Raw genomic sequence first — 22,156 nt, forward strand, 5'->3', positions numbered from 1 at the left:
TCTTTGAATCCAGCCTAAAGCCAGCTGGCGATCTGCTCCAGCGGCTTCTTGCGTATTGCGTGCTTCGGGACCGTAGCGTCCTTGGCGGGCTTGCCGACGACCACGATCATCAGCGGCTTCTCGTGCTCGGGCCGCTCGCAGATCTTCCGCAGAAAGCCCATCGGCGAGGGCGTGTGCGTCAAGGTCGCGCAGCCGGCTTCGTGCAAGGTTGTGATCAGCATGCCGCAGGCGATACCGACACTCTCATTGACGTAGTAGTTTTGCGTCTTGCCGTCTTCCTCGATCCCGCCCTTGCGCTGGGCAAACACAACGATCAGCCAAGGTGCGGTTTCAAGAAACGGCTTCTCGGCATCGGTGCCGAATGGCTCCAGCGCCTCGAGCCACTGGTCGCTCGCCTTGCCGGAATAGAAGGCGCGCTCTTCGGCTTCTGCTGCCTCGCGGATCGCGACCTTCCGTTCGGGCGAAGAGACGACGGCGAAATGCCAGGGCTGGTGGTTCGCACCGTTCGGTGCGCCACCTGCCGCCTCGATGGCCGCCTCGATAACCTCGCGCGGTACCGGCTCGTCGGAGAAGAAACGACAGGTCCTCCGGGTACTCAGCCTGTCTCGCGCAGCCCGCGCGCGGTCGGTACTTTCCTGTGCGGTATATTCCGGCAGCGAGTAGGGTATGGATTCGTGATCTTGCATGGCCGCTCCTATCCCTGTTTCGCCACTCAAAGCCAAGCCGTTACATGGACAGGCAATTTACAATGTTGTAAGTTGTCATTCGCTACGCAGGCCCGAGTGAGGAATATGCCATGGCCGTGATCGATCGCCCGCTTGTCGCTCCCGGACGCAAGACGTCCGGTTTCCGGCCGCTCAAGGTCTGGAAGCATTTCCGCAAGCTCGTCGCCGACAAGGAAGATACCGAGCAGGTTTTTCATATCATCGAGGCGCTCAAGGGCCGCAAGGGACACCGGCAGGGATGGGATTTCATCCGTTCGGACGAAGGCCAGCGAATGATGCGCGAGGAAGTCGATATTCCCGCCATTCTCGACGATCACGCGCGTTGGGCTGACTGCGGCCCCAACACTGTCGCCCAGCATTACATGCGCTTCATGAAGCGCGAAGGGCTGAGCGCCGCAGGACTGGTCGCGGAAAGCCACAAGTGGTCACCGCCCGAGCAACGCCACCAGGACCAGACCGAATGGTATTTCGAGCGGCTCCGCGACACGCATGACCTTTTCCATGTTCTGACCAGTTATGGCCGCGATGGACTGGGTGAAGCGTGCCTGCTCGGCTTCAGCTACGAACAGAACCACAATCTCGGCATTCTCTTCATTGCCTACGCGGGGACGCGGCAGCGGATGAAAGAGGTGCAGACCAAGGCGCCCTTGTTCGACGCGATCCGCGAAGGTCGCCGCCTGGGCAAGGCCGCTGCGAAGATTGCGCATGAGGATATCGAACAGCTGATGCGCGAGGATATCGATGCCGCGCGCAAGCGGCTCAATATCGGCGAGCCGGTGCTATATCGCCAGTGCATCAGGCAACTGATGGACGAGGGCCTCGCCGACGAAGACATGCGCTTGCCTGAGGAAGCGCTTGCGGCCTGAGTGCCCTCAGCGCAATTCCTTGCGGATGACGAGTTTGAGGCCGGACCAGGTCTCATCCACCGCGCAGACCTTGGTATCGACCAGCCCCATGGGCAGGCAGACCTCGCGGATGGTGTCCTCGGTGATGTCGGTCGGAACCTTCGACGCCTTTTTCGGCCAGCTCACCCAGACATGGCCATCGCGCGCCATGTGTTCGCGGAGTGAGGCGAGCTTGGCCTCGAGGTCGGACCGCTCGGTCACAAAGATGTGCGCTGCATCGGGACCATCGTCAGGTCCGCCGACGAAGATGAGCTCGAGGGCGTATTCGTCGATCTCGTCCTGAACGTTCTCGGGCATGCCGTCGAACCACACGCGCTGCCCGTCGCGCAGGTTGAGCTTCTTGGCGAGCGGGGTTCCTGAATAGCCGGCGGTCATGAGCGCCAATCATCGTCTGCGCCAAGGATCGCCCGCGAAGTGTAGAGCAGCCGGTCCGAGAGTGTCTCAGGCGTCGTCGCGAGCTTGCCTGTCATCCATGCACCAAGCGCGGCCATCACGGTGCCTGAGATCAGGATCGCATGCAGACGTGCATCGGGTCGCATGCCAAGCTCCTCGTGGAGCAAGCGGGAGAGCACATTGCCGATGCGTTCCGCGTCCGGGCCAGAAAGGAGCTTTCGACCGCGCTCGCGATTCTCCAGGATATGCGCCATCAGCCACACCATCTCTTCGCGCTCGCCGGCACCGACAAGACAGTGCGCAATGCGGCGGAACAGGCCCGACAGGCTCTCATCGAAGAGCGCCTCAACCCCATCGAAGTGATCGTAGAAGGTGGAACGCGCGACCCCGGCCTCGGTGACGATTTCCGAGACGGCGGGACGCTTCTTCTCACCTGCAAGCAGCAACCGGTTGAAGGTCGACAGGATTTGCGCACGGGTTGCCGCTCGGCTCGAACCGGACTTTTGCGACAGATCGTCCATTGTGCGCTGTGCCTCCCTCGCGGCATCACGTTGTCGAACGGGAGAGATACTCATGGATGACGACAAACTGCAATCCCTACGCTTGCCCGGAATGCTGCTCGCAGGAGCCGCTCTGGTGGCGGTGGTGTTGATGCATCACCACCCGCACGGCGGTGATGGTGCCGGGTTGATCCGGTCCGTGCACGGGGCGCTGTCGGCGATGATCGTCATTCAAGCGGCGGTGATGATTCTGGTCGCCCGCGCGCTGGGCTGGTCATTTCACGTCGCATTGGGGCTGGCATTCTTCGTTCTGGGGATCTGTGGCGCGCTCGTAGCCGGATCCATCAATGGCTTCGTTGTTCCCGCGCTATTGGACTATCCAGCAAGTGATATCGGAAGCGGAACCTTTGAGCTTGCCTGGGAACTCAATCAGCAATTCGCCCGCAACGGCGCGGTCGCCGTGGGGACTGGAATTGCGTTCTTCGGCCTGTCGCTGTGGCGCGCTGGCTGGCGTTTGACCGGCGCGGTGGGCCTCATCGCGGGTCTGGTTCCTGCGGCGCTGCTCATCGCGGGCGCGATCGACATGCGGTTTTATGGAGCTATGTTCACCTATATCAGCCAACTTTCGTGGCTGATCCTGCTTGGCCTCATGCTGGCAAGGGGTGCGCGCCGAACTGGCTAACCAGTGGCGTGCTGCATCATGCAATCGCCGTAGTCGACCGCCAGATGCCACAGCGCGCCGACACCCAAGGCGCGGACCCACCAGCGCGGTACCGCGAGCAGGAGTAGCGATGCTAGCGCTGCCTCCCAGCCGTGCAGCAGGTGGAAGCCGATGCTGCACCGCTCGGGATCGAAGATCGGGTCGGCGAACAGATGGTCGAGATCGATCAGGTTCGCCGCGACCATCACCGCGCTAGCGCGCTTCCAATCTCCGCGCCAGATTAGCCAGGCGATCAGGAATGGAGCGAGCCAGTGTCCGCCGTAGTGGAGGAAAGGCTGGACGAACGCCACTGGCGCCGGACCTTAACCCTCCATCCAGTCGGCGAAGAAGCTGCGGTGGGCGGCCCGCATGTCGTCGATAGTGTTGCCGAACAGCGTGTTGCCGCCGGTCTTGCCGATCCGGCGGAAGCCGATCGATGCGGTCTCGTCGTTCTCCGTGCCCTTGGCGAGCGCTTCGTTGAGCGCGTGCGTGTCGGGAACGGTGATGACATAGCGGCCCTGGTCCTCGCCGAACCACCATGCGGCCTGCGAATATTCCTCGTTCCACTCGACATCGGCGCCGATGCTGCCTGCCATCGCCATTTCGGCCAGTGCAACGGCGAGGCCGCCGTCGGACACGTCATGCACGGCGCTGACGAGACCATCGGCAATCAGCTGGAGCACGATCTTGCCCGCGTTTTTCTCGACCGTGAGATCAGTCGGCGGAGTGCGGCCTTCGTCGCGGCCATGGATTTCCGACAGCCACAGCGATTTGCCCAAGTGCGAGCGCTCAGGATCAGCCGTCGCCCATGCCTCGGCGTGGATGAGGTAGATCGCCTCTCCCTCGGCCTTGAACGGCATGGTCATCATGCGATCGTAATCGTCGATCAGGCCGACACCGCCGATGGCCGGGGTGGGCAGGATGGCGGAGCCACCGCCGGTCGCCTTGCTCTCGTTGTAGAGGCTGACATTGCCGCTCACGATCGGGAAGTCGAGTACGCGGCAGGCGCGGCCCATGCCTTCCAATGCATGGACGAACTGGCTCATGATCTCGGGACGCTGCGGGTTGCCGAAATTGAGGCAATTGGTCACCGCCAGCGGACGTGCGCCGACCGCGCAGAGGTTGCGGTATGCCTCGGCGATCGCCTGCTTGCCACCTTCATAGGGGTCGGCGAAAACGTAGCGCGGGGTGCAATCGGTGCTGATCGCCAGCGCCTTCTTGGTGCCGTGCACGCGGACGACACCGGCATCGCCGCCGGTCTGCAGCGTATCGCCCATCACCTGGCTGTCGTATTGCTCGGAAATCCATTTGCGCGAGGACAGGTTGGGCGAGGCCAGCAGCTTCAGGAGATCGCCGCCGACATCGTCCGTGTCCGGGCGCTCGCTGATCGGCTTGATGCCTGCCCAGCGGGTATACTCGTCCTTCGAAATATAGGGACGGTCGTATTCGGGCGCATCGGCAGCGAGGGGCCCAAGCGGAATATCGCAGACGACCTCCCCATCGAACTCGAGGACCATGTGGCGCGTGTCGGTGACTTCGCCGATGACCGCGAAGTCCAATTCCCACTTCTTGAAGATTGCCTCGGCCATGGCTTCCTTGCCGGGCTTGAGCACCATGAGCATGCGCTCCTGGCTCTCCGAGAGCATCATCTCGTAGGGCGTCATGCCCTCTTCGCGGCAAGGCACCTTGTTCATGTCGAGGCGGATACCCGCCTTGCCATTGGTGGCCATCTCGACGCTGGAAGAGGTAAGGCCAGCAGCGCCCATGTCCTGGATCGCCACGATCGCATCGGTCGCCATCAGTTCGAGGCATGCCTCGATAAGGAGTTTTTCGGTGAAGGGATCACCGACCTGCACCGTGGGGCGCTTGGCCTCGGCGTCTTCCTCGAAATCGGCGCTGGCCATGGTCGCGCCATGGATACCGTCGCGCCCGGTTTTGGAGCCGACATAGACGATTGGGTTTCCGACGCCTGTCGCCGCGCTGTAGAAAATCTTGTCGGCATTGGCGACGCCTACCGTCATCGCGTTGACGAGGATGTTGCCGTCGTAGGCCGGATGGAAATTGGTCTCACCCGCGACGGTCGGCACGCCGACGCAATTGCCGTAGCCGCCGATGCCCGCGACCACGCCCTTGACGAGGTGCTGCATCTTGGGGTGGTCGGGACGACCGAAACGCAGCGCGTTGGCATTCGCCACCGGGCGCGCGCCCATGGTGAAGACGTCGCGCAGGATGCCGCCCACGCCGGTTGCCGCACCCTGATAGGGTTCGATGTAGCTCGGGTGGTTGTGGCTCTCCATCTTGAAGATCGCCGCTTGCCCGTCACCGATATCGATGACGCCGGCATTTTCGCCCGGGCCGCAGATGACCCAGGGTGCTTCGGTCGGCAGCTTCTTCAGGTGCAGGCGCGAGCTCTTGTAGGAGCAATGCTCGCTCCACATGACCGAAAAAATGCCGAGCTCGACCAGGTTGGGCTCGCGACCCAACGCATGCAGGACGCGCTCGTATTCTTCCGGCGAAAGGCCGTGCTGTTCGACGATTTCGGGCGTGATTCGGGACTCGCCAGGGGACTCGATGGTAGCCATGCCGCCGCCCTTAGCGGCGCATGGTCGGCACTGCCAGTCCTACCTCACGTTTATGCCAACGAGTCTTGGCCACCCACAAGGCCAGCACCGTGGCCACGGCATAGCCCGTCAATGCGGTCAGATAGAGCATAGGGCCGGCCGCTTCGGGTGGAGGTCCGAACCAATCGATCGCCTGGAAGATCAGCAATACTGTCAGCAGGATTAGCGGCGGACCGATCGGTCCCTTGGTCCGCCGGATGAACCAGACGAAAGCCCCGATAGTGATCAGCAATTCGAGCGGCATCGCGATCAGCGGGAAGTTCCACAGGCCCATGCCCAGATGCTCGTTCCCACCGGCAAGGGTCAGGTCGGGCCGATGGACCAGCAGGTCGAGCACCCAGTGCGATAGCACGACCCCGGCACCCAGGATCGCAGCGACGAGCTGGCGATAGGCCACCAGCATGAGCAGGCCGAAGATCACTGCCCAGACTGCGCTGCCAAGCAGGCTGTGGGTATAGGGCATGTGGTAGAGGTCCATCGGGTTCATCTTGGTGATGCCCGGAGTCACCCGCATGTGCTCGATTCCCACCAGCGCAAAGGTGAAGAATGCCCAGTCGACCAGTTGCGCCGCGATGAACAGTGTCGAAAGCCTCGGCGCGCGTGAACTGGCGGCCGCCGCGGCAAAGGCTGGGGCGAAGTGTCCGATGAACATGGTTCTATCCGGTTATTCGCAGCGTGATTGCAGTCGCAGCAGCCGCGGTCACCCCGGTAGCGACGGCCCCCCACGCGATATCCATTACGCTGATGTGCGTGCTCCAGACCTTGAACACCGCCTGGCTGGTGAGATCGAAGGTCGCATAGCAGAGTGCCCCGAGCATGGCGCCGTTGAGCAGCGCCGTCACGACATTGCCTTCCGCCAGCCCGGGTCTGATTGCGAAATAGACCATCCCCAGCAGGTAGACGGCATAGAATACGAGCGCCGGCACAACCCGGAAATTGTCGGCCATGATCTCGCCGATCACGGGCCGGTAGAGGTTCGGTCCGGCCCAGCGCAGCCAAATTGAATCGAGAACGCCGAAGACCACGGCGGCGATCACGTAAGCGATCACGTATTGCATGCGATTCTCCCCCTTGTTTTTCCGACAGCCTTGACCGTGTGAGCCGCGCCGGTCAATGCTCGGTCGCATGAGTGATACACAGGCCGCTGGGGCAGCCCCCGACATTCCTCAAATGAGTTTCGAGCAGGCTCTCGGCGCGCTCGAGGAGATCGTGCAGAAGCTGGAAAGCGGGGAGGTTCCGCTCGACAAGTCGATCGCACTGTACGAGCGAGGGGAAGAACTTCGCCGACACTGTCAGGCACGCCTCGATGCAGCGCAGCAACGGATCGAGCGAATCGTCAGCGATTCGTCGGGCAAGGCGACCGGCACCGAACCGTTCGACAGCGATGGCTGAGATTGTGACTGCCGACCCCGGGGAAGAGCTGCTGTCCAACGGGTTCACCCGTATCCAGCAAGAGGTCGACTCGCTGTTCGATGCGCTCATGCCCATTCCCCAGGATTCGCGCGCGCGCCTGTTCGAGGCGATGCGCTACGCGGCGATTGGCGGGGGCAAGCGGGTACGTCCGCTGCTGCTCGCCAGCACTGCGGAAATGTACGGCGTGAGCCGCGAGGCCGCGGTGAGGGCAGGGTGCGCGGTCGAGGCGATCCATGTCTATTCGCTGATCCATGACGACCTGCCATGCATGGACGATGACGATCTGCGGCACGGCAAGCCGACCTTGCACAAGGCGTTCGACGAGGCGACGGCAGTGTTGGCAGGGGATTCGCTGCATGCGCTCGCTTTCGAGATTCTCGCCAGCACAGAGACGAGCAGCGATCCGTTTACCCGCTCCGAACTGATCGCCACGCTTGGGCGCGCGAGCGGAATGCACGGCATGGCTGGCGGGCAGATGATGGACATGGCCGCCGACAGCGAGGATTACGACCTCCATTCGATCACCCGGCTGCAGCAACTGAAGACGGGCGCCTTGCTGGCGGCATCGGTCGAGATGGGCGCAATACTGGGGCATGTCCCGCCAGAGGGCCGCGGGCACCTGCGGAATTATGCTCGTGACATCGGCCTGGCCTTCCAAATTGCCGACGATCTGCTCGATGTCGAAGGCGATGAATCCAAGACCGGCAAGGCGCTGCGCAAGGACGAGGTTCAGGGCAAGCAGACCTTCGTGACACTGATGGGCGTCGAGCAGGCGCGCGAGCAGGCGCGGGCGCTGGTCGATCAGGCGATCGGCCACCTTGCCAACCACGGCGAGGATGCCCGCATGCTGCGCGCCCTGGCCCGCTTTATCGTGGAGAGAGACAGGTGAGCAGCGAACGCATCGGCATCTACCCCGGCACTTTCGATCCGATCACGCTCGGCCATGCCGACATCATCCGGCGCGGCAGCAAACTGGTCGACAAGCTGATAATCGGGGTGACGACCAACCCGTCGAAGAACCCGATGTTTTCGACCGAAGAGCGGCTTTCGATGGTCGGTCGCGAGGTCGCGGCGCTCGGGATCGACAATGTCGAGGTCGTCGGTTTCAATGCCCTGCTGGTCAAGTTCGCGCAAAAGCAGGGAGCCAATGTGCTGATCCGTGGTCTGCGTGCCGTCGCCGACTTCGAGTACGAATACCAGATGGCCGGCATGAACCAGCAGCTCGATGACGAGATCGAGACGGTGTTCCTGATGGCGGACGTTTCGCTTCAGCCGATCGCCAGCAAGCTGGTGAAGGAAATTGCGCTGTTCGGCGGGGACATTACCCCATTCGTCAGCAAGCAGGTGTGCGAGGATGTTATCGCGCGCGTAAATGAAAGAGGCCAGCTTGGGGATTACTGAACGCCCCTGTTGACCCGCAACAGATCATTCATTGCAGTGCAAGTCTCGCGCCGCTAGACCGCACCGCAACCTGAGATACACCCGATTTTCGTGAAGGCACCCATGCTGAAGACTTTCCTTGCCGCGGCCGCATCGCTCGCCGTTGTCGCCGCTCCATATGCCGCACTGGCCCAGGACGAGGGCGCTTCCGAAGACGTAGTGGATGATGCGGTTGCACAAGCGCCCGTGCAGGCACGCAACTTCGCGCCCATCAACTACAACGCCGCCGAGGATCCGGAGAGCATTTGGCTGCTCGATCTCTCAAATGGCGAACGGGTTGCGATCCGTCTGATGGCGGAGTGGGCACCCAACCATGTCGAGCGCATCAAGACGCTGACACGGCAGGGTTTCTACGACGGGGTCATCTTCCACCGCGTGATCGATGGTTTCATGGCGCAGGGCGGAGATCCGACGGGCACGGGGCAGGGCGGTTCGCAGCTTCCCGACCTCGAAGAGGAATTCAACCCGATGCCGCATGTTCGCGGTACCGTATCGATGGCACGCGCGGCCAGCGAAGACAGCGCGAACAGCCAGTTTTTCATCGTTTTCTATCCGCGCTTCAGCCTGGACAAGCGCTACACCAATCTCGGTCGCGTGATTGCCAATATGAGCGCCGTCGACGCGATCAATCGCGGCGAGCCGCCGGCCAATCCGACCCGCATCCTGCAGGCCTCGATCGCGGCCGATGGCAAGCCGGTTCCGGCCCGTGTCGCTCCGACGCCGGAGCCGACCATCACCGCCGACGATTTGAACGCACCGATTTCCAACTGATAGCGCCTTTCCTTTCGCTTCTGCCGCGCGTAGGCGGCCCGCGATGAAGGTAGACCTGTTCGATTTCGATCTCCCACAGGAGCGGATCGCGTTGCGCCCTGCGCGTCCGCGCGACAGCGCGCGCATGCTCGTCGTGCGGGGTGAAGGTGATTTCGAAGATCGCGTCGTTCGCGAACTGCCTGACCTAGTGCGGGCGGGCGATGTCATGGTCTTCAACGACACGCGCGTCATTCCAGCCCAGCTCGAAGGGCGGCGCGGCGAGGCCAAGATCGGCGCCACCCTCCACAAGCGCATCGATTTGCGTCGCTGGCAGGCATTCATCCGCAATGCCAAGCGCGTCCGGGAGGGAGACGAGCTGACATTCGGCGGTGGCGTGACCGCGATTGCCGAGGAGCGCCATGAGGACGGTAGCCTCACGCTCGCCTTTGCCGGGGACGAACCGGTCGAGATCCTGCTCGAGCGGGCGGGGCGGATGCCGTTGCCGCCCTATATTGCGGGCAAGCGCGAGACCGACGAGCAGGACAAGCTCGATTACCAGACCATGTTCGCGCGGGAGGATGGTGCAGTCGCCGCCCCAACCGCAGCGCTGCATTTCACGCCGGAGCTGATCGCGGCGCTCGATGCAGCAGGCGTGCAGCGCGAGACGCTCACCCTGCATGTCGGGGCAGGGACATTTCTCCCGGTCAAGGCCGACGATACCGAGGATCACCGCATGCACGCCGAGTGGGGCCGAATCGAGCCCGAGGTAGCGGCCCGCCTCAATGCTGCACGCGCTGCCGGAGGCCGGATCATTTCGGTTGGGACGACCTCGCTCCGCCTGCTCGAGAGCGCCGCGCGCGACGATGGCACGATCGAACCTTTCGAGGGCGATACCGCGATCTTCATCACACCCGGATACCGCTTCAAGGCGATCGACGGGCTGATGACCAATTTTCACCTGCCCAAGTCGACCCTGTTCATGCTGGTCAGCGCGTTGATGGGTCTGGATAGAATGCAGGCCGCCTATGCCCATGCGATCGAAAACGGGTATCGCTTCTATTCCTATGGTGACTCCTCGCTGCTGCTTCCCTAACTCGGTTTCATGAGCGAACCGATCCTCGAAATTTCCGGACTAACCAAGGTCTACCGCGGCGGACTGAAGGCGCTCGACAATGTCGATCTGACGATCCGCAAAGGCGAGATATTCGCGCTGCTGGGACCGAACGGGGCAGGCAAGACCACGCTGATCGGGTCGGTCTGCGGACTGGTCCGGCCGACTTCGGGCCGGATTGCTGCCTTCGGGCACGACATGGCCAGGGACTGGCGCCATGCACGCGCGCGGATCGGGCTGGTACCGCAGGAACTGTCAACCGACATGTTCGAACCGGTCATTCGCGCCGTCAGCTATTCGCGCGGACTGTTTGGCCTGCCCCCCGACAAGGCGCGGATCGAGGAGATCCTCAAGAGCCTTTCGCTGTGGGAAAAGCGCGACGAGCGTATCATGGCGCTGTCGGGCGGGATGAAACGCAGGGTGCTTATCGCCAAGGCACTGTCGCACGAGCCCGACCTGCTGTTCCTCGACGAGCCGACCGCCGGCGTCGACGTCGAACTGCGCAAAGGCATGTGGGCGATCATCGACGAGATGCGGGCGCGGGGCGTCACAATCATCCTCACCACGCATTACATCGAAGAAGCTGAGGAGATGGCCGACCGGGTGGGCATCATCAACAACGGCCGAATCATCAAGGTCGACGAGAAGGCGGCCATGATGGCACAACTGGGGCGCACCGAGGCGCATATCGCCCTGGCCCAACCGATCGCAGCACTGCCAGCAGCGATTGCGCACTTCCCGGTCGAGATCGAGGATGGTGGCAGCTCGCTCTGTTATCGAGGAGGTGACGGGACCGGTAAGGGCAAGGCCGAAGTGGCCGAACTGACCAAGGCGTTGACGCGGGCGGGGATCGACTACTCCGGGATCGAGACGCGCGAGAGCAGCCTGGAAGATATCTTCGTATCGCTGCTGGGTGAAAAGGAGGCGGCGGCATGATCGCCTGGCGCTCGACCTGGTCGATCTACACGCGCGAGCTGGTGCGCTTCCTGCGCACGGCGTTCCAGTCGGTTCTGGCGCCGGTGCTCACGACCTCGCTCTATTTCATCGTTTTCGGTGCCGCCATCGGCGAGCGCATGCCCGATCTGGGAGGAGTCGATTATGGCGCCTTCATCATCCCCGGCCTGCTGATGCTGACCCTGCTCGGCGAAACCACCAGCAATTCGAGTTTCGGCATCTACATGCCGCGCTTCACCGGCACGATCTACGAGCTGCTCAGCGCTCCCGTAGGCGTTGCCGAAACGCTGATTGGCTTCGTCGGGGCGGCAGCGACCAAGAGCCTGATCCTAGCCGCGATCATCTTGCTGACCGCGCGGCTATTCGTCGACTACTCGATCGCCCACCCGCTGCTTGCAGTGGTCTACATCGTGCTGGTCGCTTCTGCCTTCAGCCTGTTCGGTTTCATTCTCGGCGTTTGGGCGGACAATTTCGAGAAGCTCGGGATTATCCCGATGCTGATCCTTACGCCGCTGACCTTTCTCGGCGGGACATTCTACTCGATCGACATGCTGCCCGACCCGTGGGACAAGATCGCGCTGGCGAACCCGATCGTCTATCTCGTCAGCGGCCTGCGCTGGACCTTCTATGGCAGCGCCGACGTCAGCTTCGGGGTGTCGCTGGGAATTACGCTGGCTTTCCTGTGTGTCTGCGTTGCAACAATTTCATACATATTCTCAACCGGGTGGCGGCTGCGCGAATAATTCGCCTTTTCTGAATTCGATGTTCACCCGCGTGACAGCCACGCGGCGCAAACGTCGACCTGCTTCCCGGTCTCGGGAGGCAGGAAAAACAGAAAAAGGAATCCCCCCAAATGAAGAAGTTTTCACTGCTCGTGGCCGTTGCAGCAGGTGCTGTGGCGCTTCCTACCGCCGCCAGTGCGCAAGAGGCAGCAGCTGAGACCTATGTTGGCATTTCTGCCGGTATCCACGACCTTGGCGTTGATGAGGACGACCTCGGCGTGGAGCTTGAGGATTCGAGCCCGATCATCGGTGTGGTCGCAGGCGTCGATTTCCCGCTGGGCCAGTCGACCTTCGCCGGCGTTGAAGGCAACTATCACTTCGGCACCGATGCGATCGATTCCGAATACGGTGCCTCGGTCCGTGTCGGTTTCCAGGCCAATGGCGGCGCCAAGTACTACGTGCGCGGCGGCTACCAGTGGGTCGACCTCGACGTGGAAGAGATTGCCGGAATCGATCTCGGCCCCCTCGCTGACGACATTGACGACACCGATGGCGATTACCTCGTCGGCGTAGGTGCCGATTTCCCGATCGGCAACTCGGCCTTCCGGGTGAACCTCGACACCATCAGCTTCGACACCATTCGCGGTACCGTCGGCTATGTGCTGAAGTTCTGATCGGATCAGAAACACAATCGCGGGCCGGCTCTCATCCCCCGAGAGCCGGCCCGTTCTCATTTCGCGGGTGACATCGCGCCACAGGGGCTCTAGCGGGCTGCGCATGACCAGCAGGTTCCAGTTCACCATCGAGGCGACCGACGGCAAGGCGCGAACGGGGCGCATCGACATGCTGCGCGGGGATATCCGCACACCCGCCTTCATGCCGGTTGGAACCGCCGCCACCGTCAAGGCTATGAAGCCCGAGAGCGTGCGCGAAACCGGCGCCGACATCATCCTCGGCAACACCTACCACCTCATGCTGCGTCCGGGAGCCGAGCGGGTCGCCCGGCTTGGCGGTCTCCATCAGTTCATGAACTGGCAGCGCCCGATCCTGACCGACAGCGGCGGCTACCAGGTGATGAGCCTGTCGGAGTTGCGCAAACTGACCGAGGAAGGCGTCGAGTTCCGCAGCCATATCGACGGGTCGAAGCACATGCTCACGCCCGAACGGTCGATGGAGATCCAGCGCCTGCTCGGCAGCGATATCGTGATGGCATTCGACGAGTGCCCGCGCGCCGACCAGCCGCGCGACGTGATCGCCCAGAGTATGGAGCTTTCGATGCGCTGGGCCAGGCGCAGCCGCGACGGCTTTGATGCAGGTGGTCAACACGCCGAACGCGCGGCGCTGTTCGGCATTCAGCAAGGCGCGCTCGACGAGGAACTGCGCCGGATCAGCGCCGAAAAGCTGATCGAGATCGGTTTCGATGGCTATGCGGTTGGCGGGCTGGCCGTGGGCGAGGGGCAGGAGGCGATGTTCGCCACGCTCGATTTTGCGCCGGACATGCTGCCGCAGGACAGGCCTCGCTACCTGATGGGGGTGGGCAAGCCCGATGACCTCGTCGGCGCGGTCGAACGCGGGATCGACATGTTCGATTGCGTGCTGCCGACACGCTCAGGCCGCAACGGCCAGGCCTTCACCCGGAGCGGCCCGCTCAACCTGCGCAATGCGCGGCATGCCGAAGACACCGGCCCGCTCGACGAGCGCTGCATTTGCCCAACCTGCGCCACTTACTCGCGCGCGTACCTGCATCACCTGCAGAAATCGGGCGAGATCCTCGGCGCGATGCTGGTGACGGAGCATAACCTAAGTTTCTACCAGCAGTTGATGCAGGCGATGCGCGATGCCATTGGCTCTGGCACGTTCTCTCAATTTGCCGCCACCTTCAGGCGCGACTATCTCGGATCGCAAGATTGATGCCCAAACTCCCCGAAGACTGTGAAACCATGACCGAAGTGCGCGCGGGCGTCGATGCGACCGACCGCGAGCTGATGGCGCTGCTCGACCGGCGCTTTGGCTATATGCGCGCCGCTGCCCGTATCAAGGAAACGCGCGACACCGTGCGCGACGAAGTGCGCAAGGCCGCCGTCATTTCATCCGCGCGCGAAGACGCCGAGAATCGCGGTCTGCCGGGCGACGTGATCGAGCACATCTGGGAGCAACTCGTCGAAGGCTCGATCGCCTATGAACTGGTCGAGTGGGACCGCCTTCGCGCCTGACACTAGCCGCGGTTGAGAAAGCTCGGCAGCCGGGCCTGCTTCTCCTCGGGAGACTTCGGCGCAACCGTTCGCGCCATGCGCTCGATCTCGCTCCGCCATTTGGCGAGGCCCTTCTCAACCCCGCCGTGCTTGATCGGGCCGCAGGGTAGAATGCGTACAGGCTTGAAGCCGCAGAATTCGAGCACCTGCTTCTTCCAGCGCTTTACGATGGAATTGCCGTAGGCGAAGCGGAGGAACAGCTTCGGCGTGTCCATCGTCACGATTACATCCGCCGAACGTCCTGCCATCAGGCGATCCCACCAGGAATCGTCGTCATGATAGGCGAACGCAAAGCCGGGCAGGAGCAGTCGATCCAGCAGACCCTTCAACTCGGCCGGTTCGGCGCCCCACCACATCGGGAAGGAAATCGCCAGGTGATCGCAGGCGTCGAGCTTCTCGGCCAGATCGCGCAGGTCCGGCTCCCATTCGGTGCGTTTGGCATAGCCATGGCGAAGCACGGGCGTGAAACTGAGGTCGCGGACAGCGACGCGGTCGACCTGCGCCTCGTCAGGAAGGGCCGCCTGGTAGAGGTCGAGCAGGTGCGACGAGAGGCGGTCATGGTCGGGATGTCCGTCGAGCAGCAATATCCGCATGGCTTCCTCCGTATCTTGGTTTCGCACCCCTCCTAGTTGCGGCAGGCCGAAACGAAAAGGGCGGCCCCGCAGGACCGCCCTCTTGCTTGGCAAATTTGCCAGAAATCAGCGCGAATAGAATTCGACGACCAGGTTCGGTTCCATCGTGACCGGGTAGGGCACTTCGTCGAGCTTCGGCACGCGGGTGAAGGTCACCTTGTCGTTGCCGTCGGTTGCGACATAGTCGGGGATGTCACGCTCGGGCAGGCTCTGCGCTTCGATAACGAGCGCCATTTCCTTGGCCTTGCTGCCGAGGCTGACGACGTCACCGACAATGACGCGACGCGAAGCGATGTTGCACTTCACGCCGTTCACATAAATGTGGCCATGCGACACGATCTGGCGGGCGGCGAAGATGGTCGGCGCGAACTTGGCGCGATAGACGACCATGTCGAGGCGCTGCTCGAGCAGGCCGATCAGGTTCTGGCCGGTGTCGCCCTTCATGCGCGACGCTTCGATGTAGGTGCGCTTGAACTGCTTCTCGGTAACGTCGCCGTAATAGCCCTTGAGCTTCTGCTTGGCGCGCAGCTGCAGGCCGAAGTCGCTCATCTTGCCCTTGCGGCGCTGGCCGTGTTGGCCGGGGCCGTAGGAACGCTTGTTGACCGGGGAATTCGGACGACCCCAGATGTTTTCACCCATCCGGCGGTCGAGTTTGTACTTGGCGCTCTTGCGCTTCGACATATGTCGTATCCTTCAATTTGCTGAGCTGCCCCTGTGGCAGCCATTCAACCCGGCTTCGCACCGCTGGATACCTGTTCCAACGCGGCCACCGCTTCACCGGGGTGCGGGGCCAATTCGCGAAGGCGCGCACATGGCGACCTCGCATCAAAATGTCAAGCGATCGGACGAATATTCCGGCGACCGGCGACAGCGCCGTCAGTTCGAGCCAGCAGCGCCGTAGATTGTGCCGTATTCGGCCAAACTGCCACCGTTGCGCCGGTTGTTCTCGTTTGCCTCCCGCTGCTCCCTGGCAATCCGTGCCCACTCGCCCTTGGTACGGCAGATCTTGGACGGGATGCGCGAATTGACTTCGCGGATATAGCGACACTTCACTTCCTGAAGTTCCTGAACCTGTTCAGTGGTGCCACCTGTTCCGTCGGCAGCGGTCGTTGTTTCAGGCGCGACTTCCGCAGCAGCCAGCAGCAGAGCGGACGAAATCAACAATTCGATCATTTCCTATTATCCTGATGTCGAGACTGTCACGGCACAGCCTTGGCCATGCGGCAGTTCATTGCAATGCTGCAAGACTCTACGGAAATCGCTTTCGAGTCAAATTCTTCTTGCCAAGCGAGGCGACGCTACTGGTTTTTCGCCGCCGCCGCTTGAGAATGGTTTTGTTGCGTCGAGAGATCCCGGGCGAATGCCTTGGCAGCCTCGGCCTCCAACCGCACTTCTCGAGCCGTTCGACAGACCTTCTTCTTGATATTGGTACCGATCTTTTTTTCGGTCCGGCAAATCAGCTTGTCGTCGTCATCCGGCTCCCCTGTGACCACAATATCCTTGGCCTCCGTCGGCTCACCTGGAGTGGGTTGCTCAGCGCTCGTTTCGGTTGGCGAAGAGGTCTCCGCTTCGCTCACAATTGTTGGTTGGTCGGTCAGCGCGCCAGCCTGCATCATGAACACGAGGAAGAAAGTAGACTTCAACATGCAGGCCTCCCGTCGTCGGCGCAGGTGCAGCGCGCCAGCGAGAAGACAACTACTTTGGAGCTAGAGAATTGTCTCGCTCATTCTCGACGGTCTCTCTCGAGGCTCGACAGCACGCCTCTCAGCGTCCGCACCTCGAGGTGGTTCCAGGCCGGTTTGGTGAGTACGGTGCGTAGCGTCTTGCGGGTCGCGTCGGCGCGCGCTTCGGGCAGGAAATAGCCCTTGGGCTCAAGCATCCCCTCGAGATGCGTGATCAATCCGTCGAGTTCGTCCTGCGTTGCGGCGGGAAGCAGTTCCTCCTGCGTGGGCTGGACGAGGCTGACCTGCTTGGACCACTCGTAGGCGCACAGAATCACCGCCTGCGCGAGATTGAGCGAGCCGAATTCAGGGTTGATCGGCACGGTCAGGATTGTGCGGGCGAGGGCCACGTCCTCGGTTTCGAGCCCTGCGGCCTCGCGCCCGAACAGGATGGCGCTCTTGCCCGGCTCGGCATGGATCGCGCGGCCGGCTTCGTCCGGTCCCACGACCGGCTTGGTCACCCCGCGCTTGCGCACGGTCGTGGCGTAGACGTGGGTACAGTCCGCCACCGCTTCGGCCGTGGTTTCGAAGACCTTGGCATTGTCGAGCACGACATCGGCCCCGGCGGCAGCAGGACCGGCCGAAGGATTGGGCCAGCCGTCGCGCGGCGCGACCAGCCGCATCTCGGTCAGCCCGAAGTTGAGCATTGCGCGGGCGGCCTTGCCGATATTCTCGCCCAACTGCGGCCGGACGAGGACAATCGCGGGTTGTTCAGCCATCCGCGACTTCGCGGACATTGCTGGCAAATTCCTCGAAATCCTTGGCTTCGCTAAAGTCGCGGTAGACGCTGGCGAAGCGGATATAGGCCACACTGTCGATCTGGCGCAGGCCGTCCATCACCATCTCGCCGATGCGCGAGGAGGCGATCTCGCCGTCGCCGGCGGTTTCGACCTGGCGCTGAATCCCCGAGACGAGCTGGTCGATACGCTCCTGGTCGACCCCGCGCTTACGGCAAGCGAGCGTCACCGATTGCTCGAGTTTCCGGCGGTCGAATGCCTCGCGCCGGTCGCCCGATTTCACGACGATAACTTCGCGCAACTGGACGCGCTCGAAAGTGGTGAAACGCGCACCGCAGCTCGAACATTGGCGACGCCGCCGGATCGAGGTGTTGTCCTCGGTCGGGCGGCTGTCTTTTACCTGGCTGTCGTCATGCGCACAGAAGGGGCAGCGCATTCAGGGGCGGATCCGTTTGTAGAGCATGAAACCGGCACCGGCGACGAGGCCGATCGGCCAGGTCACGACCGGCAACAGGCCGCCGGCAAGTGCGCCAACCGCCGCACCGGTCAGCACCGGCTTGGTCGAAGGATGCTTCATTCCTTCCTTGGCAATGCCTTTGAGTTCGGCGGTCGCGTTGGGGATCAGGCTGTGATCCTGGTGCTTGGGTTCGTTGGGGTCTTGCGAGGTCATCTGACGGGTTCCTTACATGCCCGGATAGACCGGGAAGTCCGCGCAGAGTTCGCTCACCCGGCGGCGGACGCTTTCTTCTACCTGCGCGTCGCCCTCGGCACCGTTCTTCGACAGGCCATCGACCACTTCGGCGATCAATCTGCCGACCTGGCGGAATTCCTCGGTACCGAAACCGCGGGTCGTACCCGCAGGGGTTCCTAGGCGTATGCCGCTCGTCACGAAGGGGCTGCGCGTGTCGAAGGGGATACCATTCTTGTTGCAGGTGAGCCAAGCGCGATCGAGACCCTTCTCGGCGTCTTTGCCGGTCACGTCCTTGGCGGTCAGGTCGACGAGCATCGAATGGTTGTCGGTCCCGCCCGAAACGATCCGCAGGCCATTCTCCTCTAGGCTCGCCGCGAGCGCGCGGGCATTGGCGACGACATTGGCCGCGTAGTCCTTGAACTCGGGGCGCAGCGCCTCGCCGAATGCAACCGCCTTGGCCGCGATGATGTGCATCAGCGGGCCGCCCTGCAGACCAGGAAATACCGCCATGTTGAGCGGCTTGGTCAATTCCTCGTCATTCCACAGGATCACGCCCGAGCGCGGACCGCGCAGGCTCTTGTGCGTGGTGGTGGTGACAACGTGGGCGTGCGGGAAGGGCGAGGGGTGCGCGCCGCCCGCAACGAGGCCCGAGATGTGGCTCATGTCTACCATCAGATAAGCGCCGACCTCGTCTGCGACCTTGCGGAAGCCTTCCCAGTCCCAGACGCGCGAATAGGCGGTGCCGCCGGCGATGATGAGCTTGGGCTTGTACTCTTTCGCGATCGCCATGACATCGTCCATGTCGATCCGCTCGTCATCCTTGCGCACCCCATAGGGGACGGGCTTGAACCACTTGCCGCTTATGTTCACGGGTGAGCCGTGCGTCAGGTGCCCGCCCGAATTCAGGTCGAGCCCCATGAAGGTGTCGCCGGGGTTGAGCAGCGCCAGGAATACCGCCTGGTTCATCTGCGAGCCCGAATTGGGCTGGACGTTGGCAAAATCGCATCCAAACAGCTGCTTGGCGCGCTCAATTGCGAGCGTTTCGACCACGTCGGCATAGTCGCAGCCGCCGTAATAGCGCTTGCCCGGATAGCCCTCGGCGTATTTGTTGGTGAAGACGCTACCGGCCGCTTCGAGCACGGCACGCGAGGCAATGTTCTCGCTCGCGATCAGTTCGATCTTGTCCTGCTGGCGCTTCAATTCCTTGCGCACGGCGGCGAAGACTTCGGCGTCGGCCTGCTCGAGATTGTCGTTCCAGAAGCGCGTCATCGGGCGGTCAAGCGTATCGCCAAGTGCATTTATGGTCATTGGAGCGGTTCGATCCTGTCACTATCGGAAGGCGGGTTTGAAAGCTTGTCGACGCGGCGCTGATGGCGGCCGCCGGCGAAATCGGTCTCAAGGAAGGCTCTGACGCAGGCCTTGGCCATATCGAGCCCGGTCAGGCGGGCGCCAATGGCAATGCAATTCGCGTCGTTATGTTCGCGCGCGAGGCTGGCCGAAAGCGGTTCGGAAACCAGTGCACAGCGGACCAGCGGATTGCGATTGACGCTGATCGAGATACCAATCCCGCTGCCGCACAGGGCGATACCGCGCTCGGCGGTACCGTCGGCCACGACCGAAGCGAGCTTGTAGCCGAAGTCCGGATAATCGACGCTATCGGCTGTGTCCGGCCCGAGGTCGGCGACCTCGTAGCCTTCCTCGATCAGCCACTCGCGCAGCTGGGACTTGAGTTCGATGGCGGCATGGTCGGAAGCTAGGGCGATACGCATGGGAGGCACATAGAGAGAAGGCCCGCCAATTGCCAGCGAGCCTTCCCGAAAATCACCAAGCTAATGGCTAGAATTACTGATCGAGGAACGAGCGCATCTTGCGTGACCGTGACGGGTGCTTGAGCTTGCGCAGGGCCTTGGCCTCGATCTGACGGATACGTTCGCGGGTGACGGAGAACTGCTGGCCAACCTCCTCCAGCGTGTGATCGGTGTTCATCCCGATGCCGAAGCGCATGCGCAGCACGCGTTCCTCGCGCGGCGTGAGCGAGGCGAGCACGCGGGTGACGGTTTCCTTGAGGTTCGCCTGGATCGCGGCGTCGACCGGGATCACGGCGTTCTTGTCCTCGATGAAATCGCCGAGGTGCGAATCTTCCTCATCGCCGATCGGCGTTTCGAGGCTGATCGGCTCCTTGGCGATCTTCATCACCTTGCGGACCTTTTCGAGCGGCATCGACAGACGCGCGGCCATTTCTTCCGGCGTCGGCTCACGGCCTTCCTCGTGAAGGAACTGGCGCGATGTCCGGACCAGCTTGTTGATCGTCTCGATCATGTGAACCGGGATGCGGATCGTGCGCGCCTGGTCGGCGATCGAGCGGGTGATCGCCTGCCTGATCCACCAGGTGGCGTAGGTCGAGAACTTGTAGCCGCGGCGGTATTCGAACTTGTCGACCGCCTTCATCAGGCCGATGTTGCCTTCCTGAATAAGATCAAGGAATTGCAGGCCGCGGTTGGTGTATTTCTTGGCGATCGAAATCACCAGGCGCAGGTTGGCCTCGACCATTTCCTTCTTGGCGATGCGCGCCTCGCGCTCACCCTTCTGCACCATGTTGACGATGCGGCGGAATTCGGGGAGCGACATGCCGGTCTGGCTGGCAATATCCGCGATTTCGGCGCGGATGCGTTCGATCGCGTCGGCTTCCTTCTCGGCGAAGGCGGCCCACTTCTTGTCCTTCTTGACGTTGTCGGTCAGCCAGCTGTCTTCCAGCTCGTTGCCGACATAGGCCTTGAGGAAGTCCATCCGCTTGACCTTGTGACGTTCGGCAAGGCGCAGCATCTGTCCGCCCAGCGCGGTCAGGCGGCGGTTGAAGGCGTAAAGATTGTCGACCAGGAATTCGATCTTGGTCGCGTGGAACTGCACGCTCTCGACCTCGGCGGTGAGTTCCTCACGCAGCGATTCGTACTTCTTTTCCTTCGCAGCGGGGAATTCGTCGCCCGCGCCAAGCACGTCCACGCGTTCCGCCTGGAGCTTCTCGAAGGTCTTGAAGAGCTTGGTGATGCGGGCAAAACGTTCGATGGCATCGGGCTTCAGCGCCGCTTCCATCTGTGCAAGGGACATGGTGTTGTCTTCCTCGTCCTCTTCTTCGCGGCGGCGCGAGGAGCTGCCTTCTTCGCCGTCCTCGTCGTCGTCCGAATCCTCTTCTTCCTCGATGTCGTCGTCTTCGCGGATGGTCGGACCGGCGGTCTCTTCGGAGATCTCGCCGTCGTCGTCATCATCCTCGGCGCCTTCGGCCAGCTTGTCGGCAGGCGGTTCCTTCGACAGCATGGCATCGAGATCGAGGATCTCGCGCAGCTGCATGTCCTCGCTGTTGAGCGCTTCGGACCATTGGATGATGGCGTGGAAGGTGATCGGGCTTTCGCACAGGCCCATGATCATCATGTCGCGGCCGGCCTCGATCCGCTTGGCGATGGCGATTTCGCCTTCGCGGCTGAGCAGTTCGACCGCGCCCATTTCGCGCAGGTACATGCGCACCGGGTCGTCGGTCCGTTCGCCCGTCGCGGCCTTCTTCGCAGCGGCAGGGGTTTTCTTGGCGGCTTTCTTGGTACCGTCATCGTCGTCATCATCCACGCTGATTTCATCAACTTCGGATTCCTGCTCGGCCTCGGCCTCGGCATCCTCGTCGCTTTCGACGATCTGCACGCCCATCTCGCTCAGCGCGGTCTGGATATCCTCGATCTGATCGGGGCTCATCTCCCCCGAAGGCAGCGCTTCGTTGAGTTCGTCATAGGTGACGTAACCCTTCTTCTTCGCCTTGGAGATAAGCTTCTTGATCTGCGCTTCGTTGAGATCGATCAGCGGCGCGTCGTCTTTGTCAGCGCCTTTTGCTTTCGAGGCCATGTGC

29 protein-coding genes are annotated in these 22,156 nt (G+C 62.4%); 12 read left to right on the forward strand and 17 right to left on the reverse strand.

Annotation, left to right across the window (positions count from 1 at the left end):
• Positions 1–14: 14 nt before the first annotated feature.
• Complete coding sequence (locus tag P7228_RS13240) at positions 15–686, reverse strand: nitroreductase family protein (RefSeq protein WP_278015704.1); 672 nt, start codon at positions 684–686, stop codon at positions 15–17.
• 110 nt (positions 687–796) lie between these two features.
• Between P7228_RS13240 and P7228_RS13245 the strand changes: the two genes are divergently transcribed.
• On the forward strand, positions 797–1,591 hold the full coding sequence (locus P7228_RS13245; protein ID WP_278015705.1) for a Coq4 family protein: 795 nt from the start codon (positions 797–799) through the stop codon (positions 1,589–1,591).
• Positions 1,592–1,597: 6 nt separating this feature from the next.
• Here the strand turns inward: P7228_RS13245 and P7228_RS13250 are convergent, their stop codons facing one another.
• Together P7228_RS13250 and P7228_RS13255 are read right to left on the reverse strand one after the other, a co-directional pair.
• Positions 1,598–2,005 (reverse strand): DUF3052 family protein, encoded by a 408-nt coding sequence (locus P7228_RS13250; protein ID WP_278017773.1) that lies wholly within the window; start codon positions 2,003–2,005, stop codon positions 1,598–1,600.
• On the reverse strand, positions 2,002–2,544 hold the full coding sequence (locus P7228_RS13255) for a TetR/AcrR family transcriptional regulator (protein WP_278015706.1): 543 nt from the start codon (positions 2,542–2,544) through the stop codon (positions 2,002–2,004). Before P7228_RS13255 ends, P7228_RS13250 begins: the two co-directional genes overlap by 4 nt.
• 52 nt (positions 2,545–2,596) lie before the next feature.
• Between P7228_RS13255 and P7228_RS13260 the strand changes: the two genes are divergently transcribed.
• Positions 2,597–3,205: a hypothetical protein gene (locus tag P7228_RS13260; RefSeq protein ID WP_278015707.1), complete on the forward strand. Its 609-nt coding sequence runs from the start codon at positions 2,597–2,599 to the stop codon at positions 3,203–3,205.
• Here P7228_RS13260 and P7228_RS13265 read toward each other — a convergent pair.
• Genes P7228_RS13265 through P7228_RS13280 form a run of 4 tightly spaced genes read right to left on the reverse strand, consistent with a single transcriptional unit; the run spans position 3,202 to position 6,902 of the window.
• Positions 3,202–3,534, reverse strand: a complete 333-nt coding sequence (locus P7228_RS13265) for a DUF6122 family protein (RefSeq protein WP_278015708.1) — start codon at positions 3,532–3,534, stop codon at positions 3,202–3,204. The genes P7228_RS13260 and P7228_RS13265 overlap by 4 nt on opposite strands.
• Positions 3,535–3,546: 12 nt before the next feature.
• On the reverse strand, positions 3,547–5,805 hold the full coding sequence (gene purL, locus P7228_RS13270) for a phosphoribosylformylglycinamidine synthase subunit PurL (protein WP_278015709.1): 2,259 nt from the start codon (positions 5,803–5,805) through the stop codon (positions 3,547–3,549).
• Positions 5,806–5,815: 10 nt separating this feature from the next.
• Positions 5,816–6,496 carry a hypothetical protein gene (locus P7228_RS13275; RefSeq protein ID WP_278015710.1) on the reverse strand — a complete coding sequence of 227 codons (681 nt, stop codon included), beginning with the start codon at positions 6,494–6,496 and terminating at the stop codon, positions 5,816–5,818.
• A 4-nt stretch (positions 6,497–6,500) separates the two neighbouring features.
• Positions 6,501–6,902, reverse strand: a complete 402-nt coding sequence (locus P7228_RS13280) for a DUF2177 family protein (RefSeq protein ID WP_278015711.1) — start codon at positions 6,900–6,902, stop codon at positions 6,501–6,503.
• A 67-nt stretch (positions 6,903–6,969) separates the two neighbouring features.
• On the opposite strand from P7228_RS13280, the gene P7228_RS13285 reads away from it, so the two are divergent.
• The 10 genes from P7228_RS13285 (at position 6,970) to P7228_RS13330 (ending at position 14,447) form a co-directional block, all read left to right on the forward strand.
• On the forward strand, positions 6,970–7,236 hold the full coding sequence (locus P7228_RS13285) for an exodeoxyribonuclease VII small subunit (RefSeq protein ID WP_278015712.1): 267 nt from the start codon (positions 6,970–6,972) through the stop codon (positions 7,234–7,236).
• On the forward strand, positions 7,229–8,146 hold the full coding sequence (locus P7228_RS13290) for a polyprenyl synthetase family protein (RefSeq protein WP_278015713.1): 918 nt from the start codon (positions 7,229–7,231) through the stop codon (positions 8,144–8,146). Before P7228_RS13285 ends, P7228_RS13290 begins: the two co-directional genes overlap by 8 nt.
• Positions 8,143–8,658: a pantetheine-phosphate adenylyltransferase gene (gene coaD, locus P7228_RS13295; RefSeq protein WP_278015714.1), complete on the forward strand. Its 516-nt coding sequence runs from the start codon at positions 8,143–8,145 to the stop codon at positions 8,656–8,658. The genes P7228_RS13290 and coaD overlap by 4 nt, the downstream gene beginning before the upstream one ends.
• Positions 8,659–8,760: 102 nt before the next feature.
• Positions 8,761–9,468, forward strand: a complete 708-nt coding sequence (locus tag P7228_RS13300) for a peptidylprolyl isomerase (RefSeq protein ID WP_278015715.1) — start codon at positions 8,761–8,763, stop codon at positions 9,466–9,468.
• A 43-nt stretch (positions 9,469–9,511) separates the two neighbouring features.
• Positions 9,512–10,540 carry a tRNA preQ1(34) S-adenosylmethionine ribosyltransferase-isomerase QueA gene (queA, locus tag P7228_RS13305; RefSeq protein ID WP_278015716.1) on the forward strand — a complete coding sequence of 343 codons (1,029 nt, stop codon included), beginning with the start codon at positions 9,512–9,514 and terminating at the stop codon, positions 10,538–10,540.
• 9 nt (positions 10,541–10,549) lie between these two features.
• A complete protein-coding gene (locus P7228_RS13310) occupies positions 10,550–11,494 on the forward strand; it encodes an ABC transporter ATP-binding protein (protein ID WP_278015717.1) in 945 nt (314 codons plus the stop codon).
• Entirely contained in the window at positions 11,491–12,255 is a 765-nt protein-coding gene (locus tag P7228_RS13315) for an ABC transporter permease (protein ID WP_278015718.1), read from the forward strand. The genes P7228_RS13310 and P7228_RS13315 overlap by 4 nt, the downstream gene beginning before the upstream one ends.
• Positions 12,256–12,365: 110 nt before the next feature.
• On the forward strand, positions 12,366–12,908 hold the full coding sequence (locus P7228_RS13320) for an outer membrane beta-barrel protein (protein WP_278015719.1): 543 nt from the start codon (positions 12,366–12,368) through the stop codon (positions 12,906–12,908).
• A 103-nt stretch (positions 12,909–13,011) separates the two neighbouring features.
• The gene (tgt, locus tag P7228_RS13325) at positions 13,012–14,145 is read left to right on the forward strand and encodes a tRNA guanosine(34) transglycosylase Tgt (protein WP_278015720.1); all 1,134 of its coding nucleotides are present in this window, start codon (positions 13,012–13,014) and stop codon (positions 14,143–14,145) included.
• Between the two features lie 29 nt (positions 14,146–14,174).
• The gene (locus tag P7228_RS13330) at positions 14,175–14,447 is read left to right on the forward strand and encodes a chorismate mutase (protein WP_278015721.1); all 273 of its coding nucleotides are present in this window, start codon (positions 14,175–14,177) and stop codon (positions 14,445–14,447) included.
• Positions 14,448–14,449: 2 nt separating this feature from the next.
• Here P7228_RS13330 and P7228_RS13335 read toward each other — a convergent pair whose 3' ends face one another.
• The 10 genes from P7228_RS13335 to rpoD all read right to left on the reverse strand — a co-directional run bounded on the left by P7228_RS13335 (position 14,450) and on the right by rpoD (position 22,152).
• Positions 14,450–15,106 carry an NAD(P)H-dependent oxidoreductase gene (locus P7228_RS13335; RefSeq protein WP_278015722.1) on the reverse strand — a complete coding sequence of 219 codons (657 nt, stop codon included), beginning with the start codon at positions 15,104–15,106 and terminating at the stop codon, positions 14,450–14,452.
• A 78-nt stretch (positions 15,107–15,184) separates the two neighbouring features.
• Positions 15,185–15,799 carry a 30S ribosomal protein S4 gene (rpsD, locus tag P7228_RS13340; protein ID WP_278015723.1) on the reverse strand — a complete coding sequence of 205 codons (615 nt, stop codon included), beginning with the start codon at positions 15,797–15,799 and terminating at the stop codon, positions 15,185–15,187.
• A gap of 195 nt (positions 15,800–15,994) precedes the next feature.
• Positions 15,995–16,291 carry a hypothetical protein gene (locus P7228_RS13345; RefSeq protein ID WP_278015724.1) on the reverse strand — a complete coding sequence of 99 codons (297 nt, stop codon included), beginning with the start codon at positions 16,289–16,291 and terminating at the stop codon, positions 15,995–15,997.
• Positions 16,292–16,416: 125 nt separating this feature from the next.
• Positions 16,417–16,764 (reverse strand): hypothetical protein, encoded by a 348-nt coding sequence (locus tag P7228_RS13350; protein ID WP_278015725.1) that lies wholly within the window; start codon positions 16,762–16,764, stop codon positions 16,417–16,419.
• A 77-nt stretch (positions 16,765–16,841) separates the two neighbouring features.
• Complete coding sequence (locus P7228_RS13355; protein WP_278015726.1) at positions 16,842–17,558, reverse strand: RNA methyltransferase; 717 nt, start codon at positions 17,556–17,558, stop codon at positions 16,842–16,844.
• Positions 17,551–18,012 carry a transcriptional regulator NrdR gene (nrdR, locus tag P7228_RS13360; protein WP_278015727.1) on the reverse strand — a complete coding sequence of 154 codons (462 nt, stop codon included), beginning with the start codon at positions 18,010–18,012 and terminating at the stop codon, positions 17,551–17,553. The genes P7228_RS13355 and nrdR overlap by 8 nt, the downstream gene beginning before the upstream one ends.
• Positions 18,013–18,246: a hypothetical protein gene (locus tag P7228_RS13365; protein ID WP_278015728.1), complete on the reverse strand. Its 234-nt coding sequence runs from the start codon at positions 18,244–18,246 to the stop codon at positions 18,013–18,015.
• 12 nt (positions 18,247–18,258) lie between these two features.
• Positions 18,259–19,536, reverse strand: a complete 1,278-nt coding sequence (gene glyA / locus P7228_RS13370; RefSeq protein WP_430732515.1) for a serine hydroxymethyltransferase — start codon at positions 19,534–19,536, stop codon at positions 18,259–18,261.
• Positions 19,537–19,571: 35 nt separating this feature from the next.
• On the reverse strand, positions 19,572–20,036 hold the full coding sequence (gene rpiB / locus P7228_RS13375; RefSeq protein WP_278015730.1) for a ribose 5-phosphate isomerase B: 465 nt from the start codon (positions 20,034–20,036) through the stop codon (positions 19,572–19,574).
• Positions 20,037–20,109: 73 nt separating this feature from the next.
• The gene (rpoD, locus tag P7228_RS13380; RefSeq protein ID WP_278015731.1) at positions 20,110–22,152 is read right to left on the reverse strand and encodes an RNA polymerase sigma factor RpoD; all 2,043 of its coding nucleotides are present in this window, start codon (positions 22,150–22,152) and stop codon (positions 20,110–20,112) included.
• Between the last annotated feature and the right edge of the window lie 4 nt (positions 22,153–22,156).

This window comes from Altererythrobacter sp. CAU 1644, assembly GCF_029623755.1.
GTDB lineage: Bacteria > Pseudomonadota > Alphaproteobacteria > Sphingomonadales > Sphingomonadaceae > Erythrobacter > Erythrobacter arenosus.

Coding starts and splice junctions, on each gene's coding strand:
- P7228_RS13310 (WP_278015717.1), top strand. CDS start 10,550: ATGAGCGAACCGATCCTCGAAATTTCCGGACTAACCAAGGTCTACCGC.
- P7228_RS13260 (WP_278015707.1), top strand. CDS start 2,597: ATGGATGACGACAAACTGCAATCCCTACGCTTGCCCGGAATGCTGCTC.
- purL (WP_278015709.1), bottom strand. CDS start 5,805: ATGGCTACCATCGAGTCCCCTGGCGAGTCCCGAATCACGCCCGAAATC.
- P7228_RS13330 (WP_278015721.1), top strand. CDS start 14,175: ATGACCGAAGTGCGCGCGGGCGTCGATGCGACCGACCGCGAGCTGATG.
- P7228_RS13275 (WP_278015710.1), bottom strand. CDS start 6,496: ATGTTCATCGGACACTTCGCCCCAGCCTTTGCCGCGGCGGCCGCCAGT.
- glyA (WP_430732515.1), bottom strand. CDS start 19,536: ATGACGCGCTTCTGGAACGACAATCTCGAGCAGGCCGACGCCGAAGTC.
- rpoD (WP_278015731.1), bottom strand. CDS start 22,152: ATGGCCTCGAAAGCAAAAGGCGCTGACAAAGACGACGCGCCGCTGATC.
- nrdR (WP_278015727.1), bottom strand. CDS start 18,012: ATGCGCTGCCCCTTCTGTGCGCATGACGACAGCCAGGTAAAAGACAGC.
- P7228_RS13365 (WP_278015728.1), bottom strand. CDS start 18,246: ATGACCTCGCAAGACCCCAACGAACCCAAGCACCAGGATCACAGCCTG.
- P7228_RS13280 (WP_278015711.1), bottom strand. CDS start 6,902: ATGCAATACGTGATCGCTTACGTGATCGCCGCCGTGGTCTTCGGCGTT.
- P7228_RS13285 (WP_278015712.1), top strand. CDS start 6,970: ATGAGTGATACACAGGCCGCTGGGGCAGCCCCCGACATTCCTCAAATG.
- P7228_RS13255 (WP_278015706.1), bottom strand. CDS start 2,544: ATGGACGATCTGTCGCAAAAGTCCGGTTCGAGCCGAGCGGCAACCCGT.
- P7228_RS13300 (WP_278015715.1), top strand. CDS start 8,761: ATGCTGAAGACTTTCCTTGCCGCGGCCGCATCGCTCGCCGTTGTCGCC.
- P7228_RS13315 (WP_278015718.1), top strand. CDS start 11,491: ATGATCGCCTGGCGCTCGACCTGGTCGATCTACACGCGCGAGCTGGTG.
- P7228_RS13350 (WP_278015725.1), bottom strand. CDS start 16,764: ATGTTGAAGTCTACTTTCTTCCTCGTGTTCATGATGCAGGCTGGCGCG.
- P7228_RS13240 (WP_278015704.1), bottom strand. CDS start 686: ATGCAAGATCACGAATCCATACCCTACTCGCTGCCGGAATATACCGCA.
- rpsD (WP_278015723.1), bottom strand. CDS start 15,799: ATGTCGAAGCGCAAGAGCGCCAAGTACAAACTCGACCGCCGGATGGGT.
- P7228_RS13245 (WP_278015705.1), top strand. CDS start 797: ATGGCCGTGATCGATCGCCCGCTTGTCGCTCCCGGACGCAAGACGTCC.
- queA (WP_278015716.1), top strand. CDS start 9,512: ATGAAGGTAGACCTGTTCGATTTCGATCTCCCACAGGAGCGGATCGCG.
- tgt (WP_278015720.1), top strand. CDS start 13,012: ATGACCAGCAGGTTCCAGTTCACCATCGAGGCGACCGACGGCAAGGCG.
- P7228_RS13355 (WP_278015726.1), bottom strand. CDS start 17,558: ATGGCTGAACAACCCGCGATTGTCCTCGTCCGGCCGCAGTTGGGCGAG.
- P7228_RS13250 (WP_278017773.1), bottom strand. CDS start 2,005: ATGACCGCCGGCTATTCAGGAACCCCGCTCGCCAAGAAGCTCAACCTG.
- P7228_RS13290 (WP_278015713.1), top strand. CDS start 7,229: ATGGCTGAGATTGTGACTGCCGACCCCGGGGAAGAGCTGCTGTCCAAC.
- P7228_RS13345 (WP_278015724.1), bottom strand. CDS start 16,291: ATGATCGAATTGTTGATTTCGTCCGCTCTGCTGCTGGCTGCTGCGGAA.
- P7228_RS13320 (WP_278015719.1), top strand. CDS start 12,366: ATGAAGAAGTTTTCACTGCTCGTGGCCGTTGCAGCAGGTGCTGTGGCG.
- rpiB (WP_278015730.1), bottom strand. CDS start 20,036: ATGCGTATCGCCCTAGCTTCCGACCATGCCGCCATCGAACTCAAGTCC.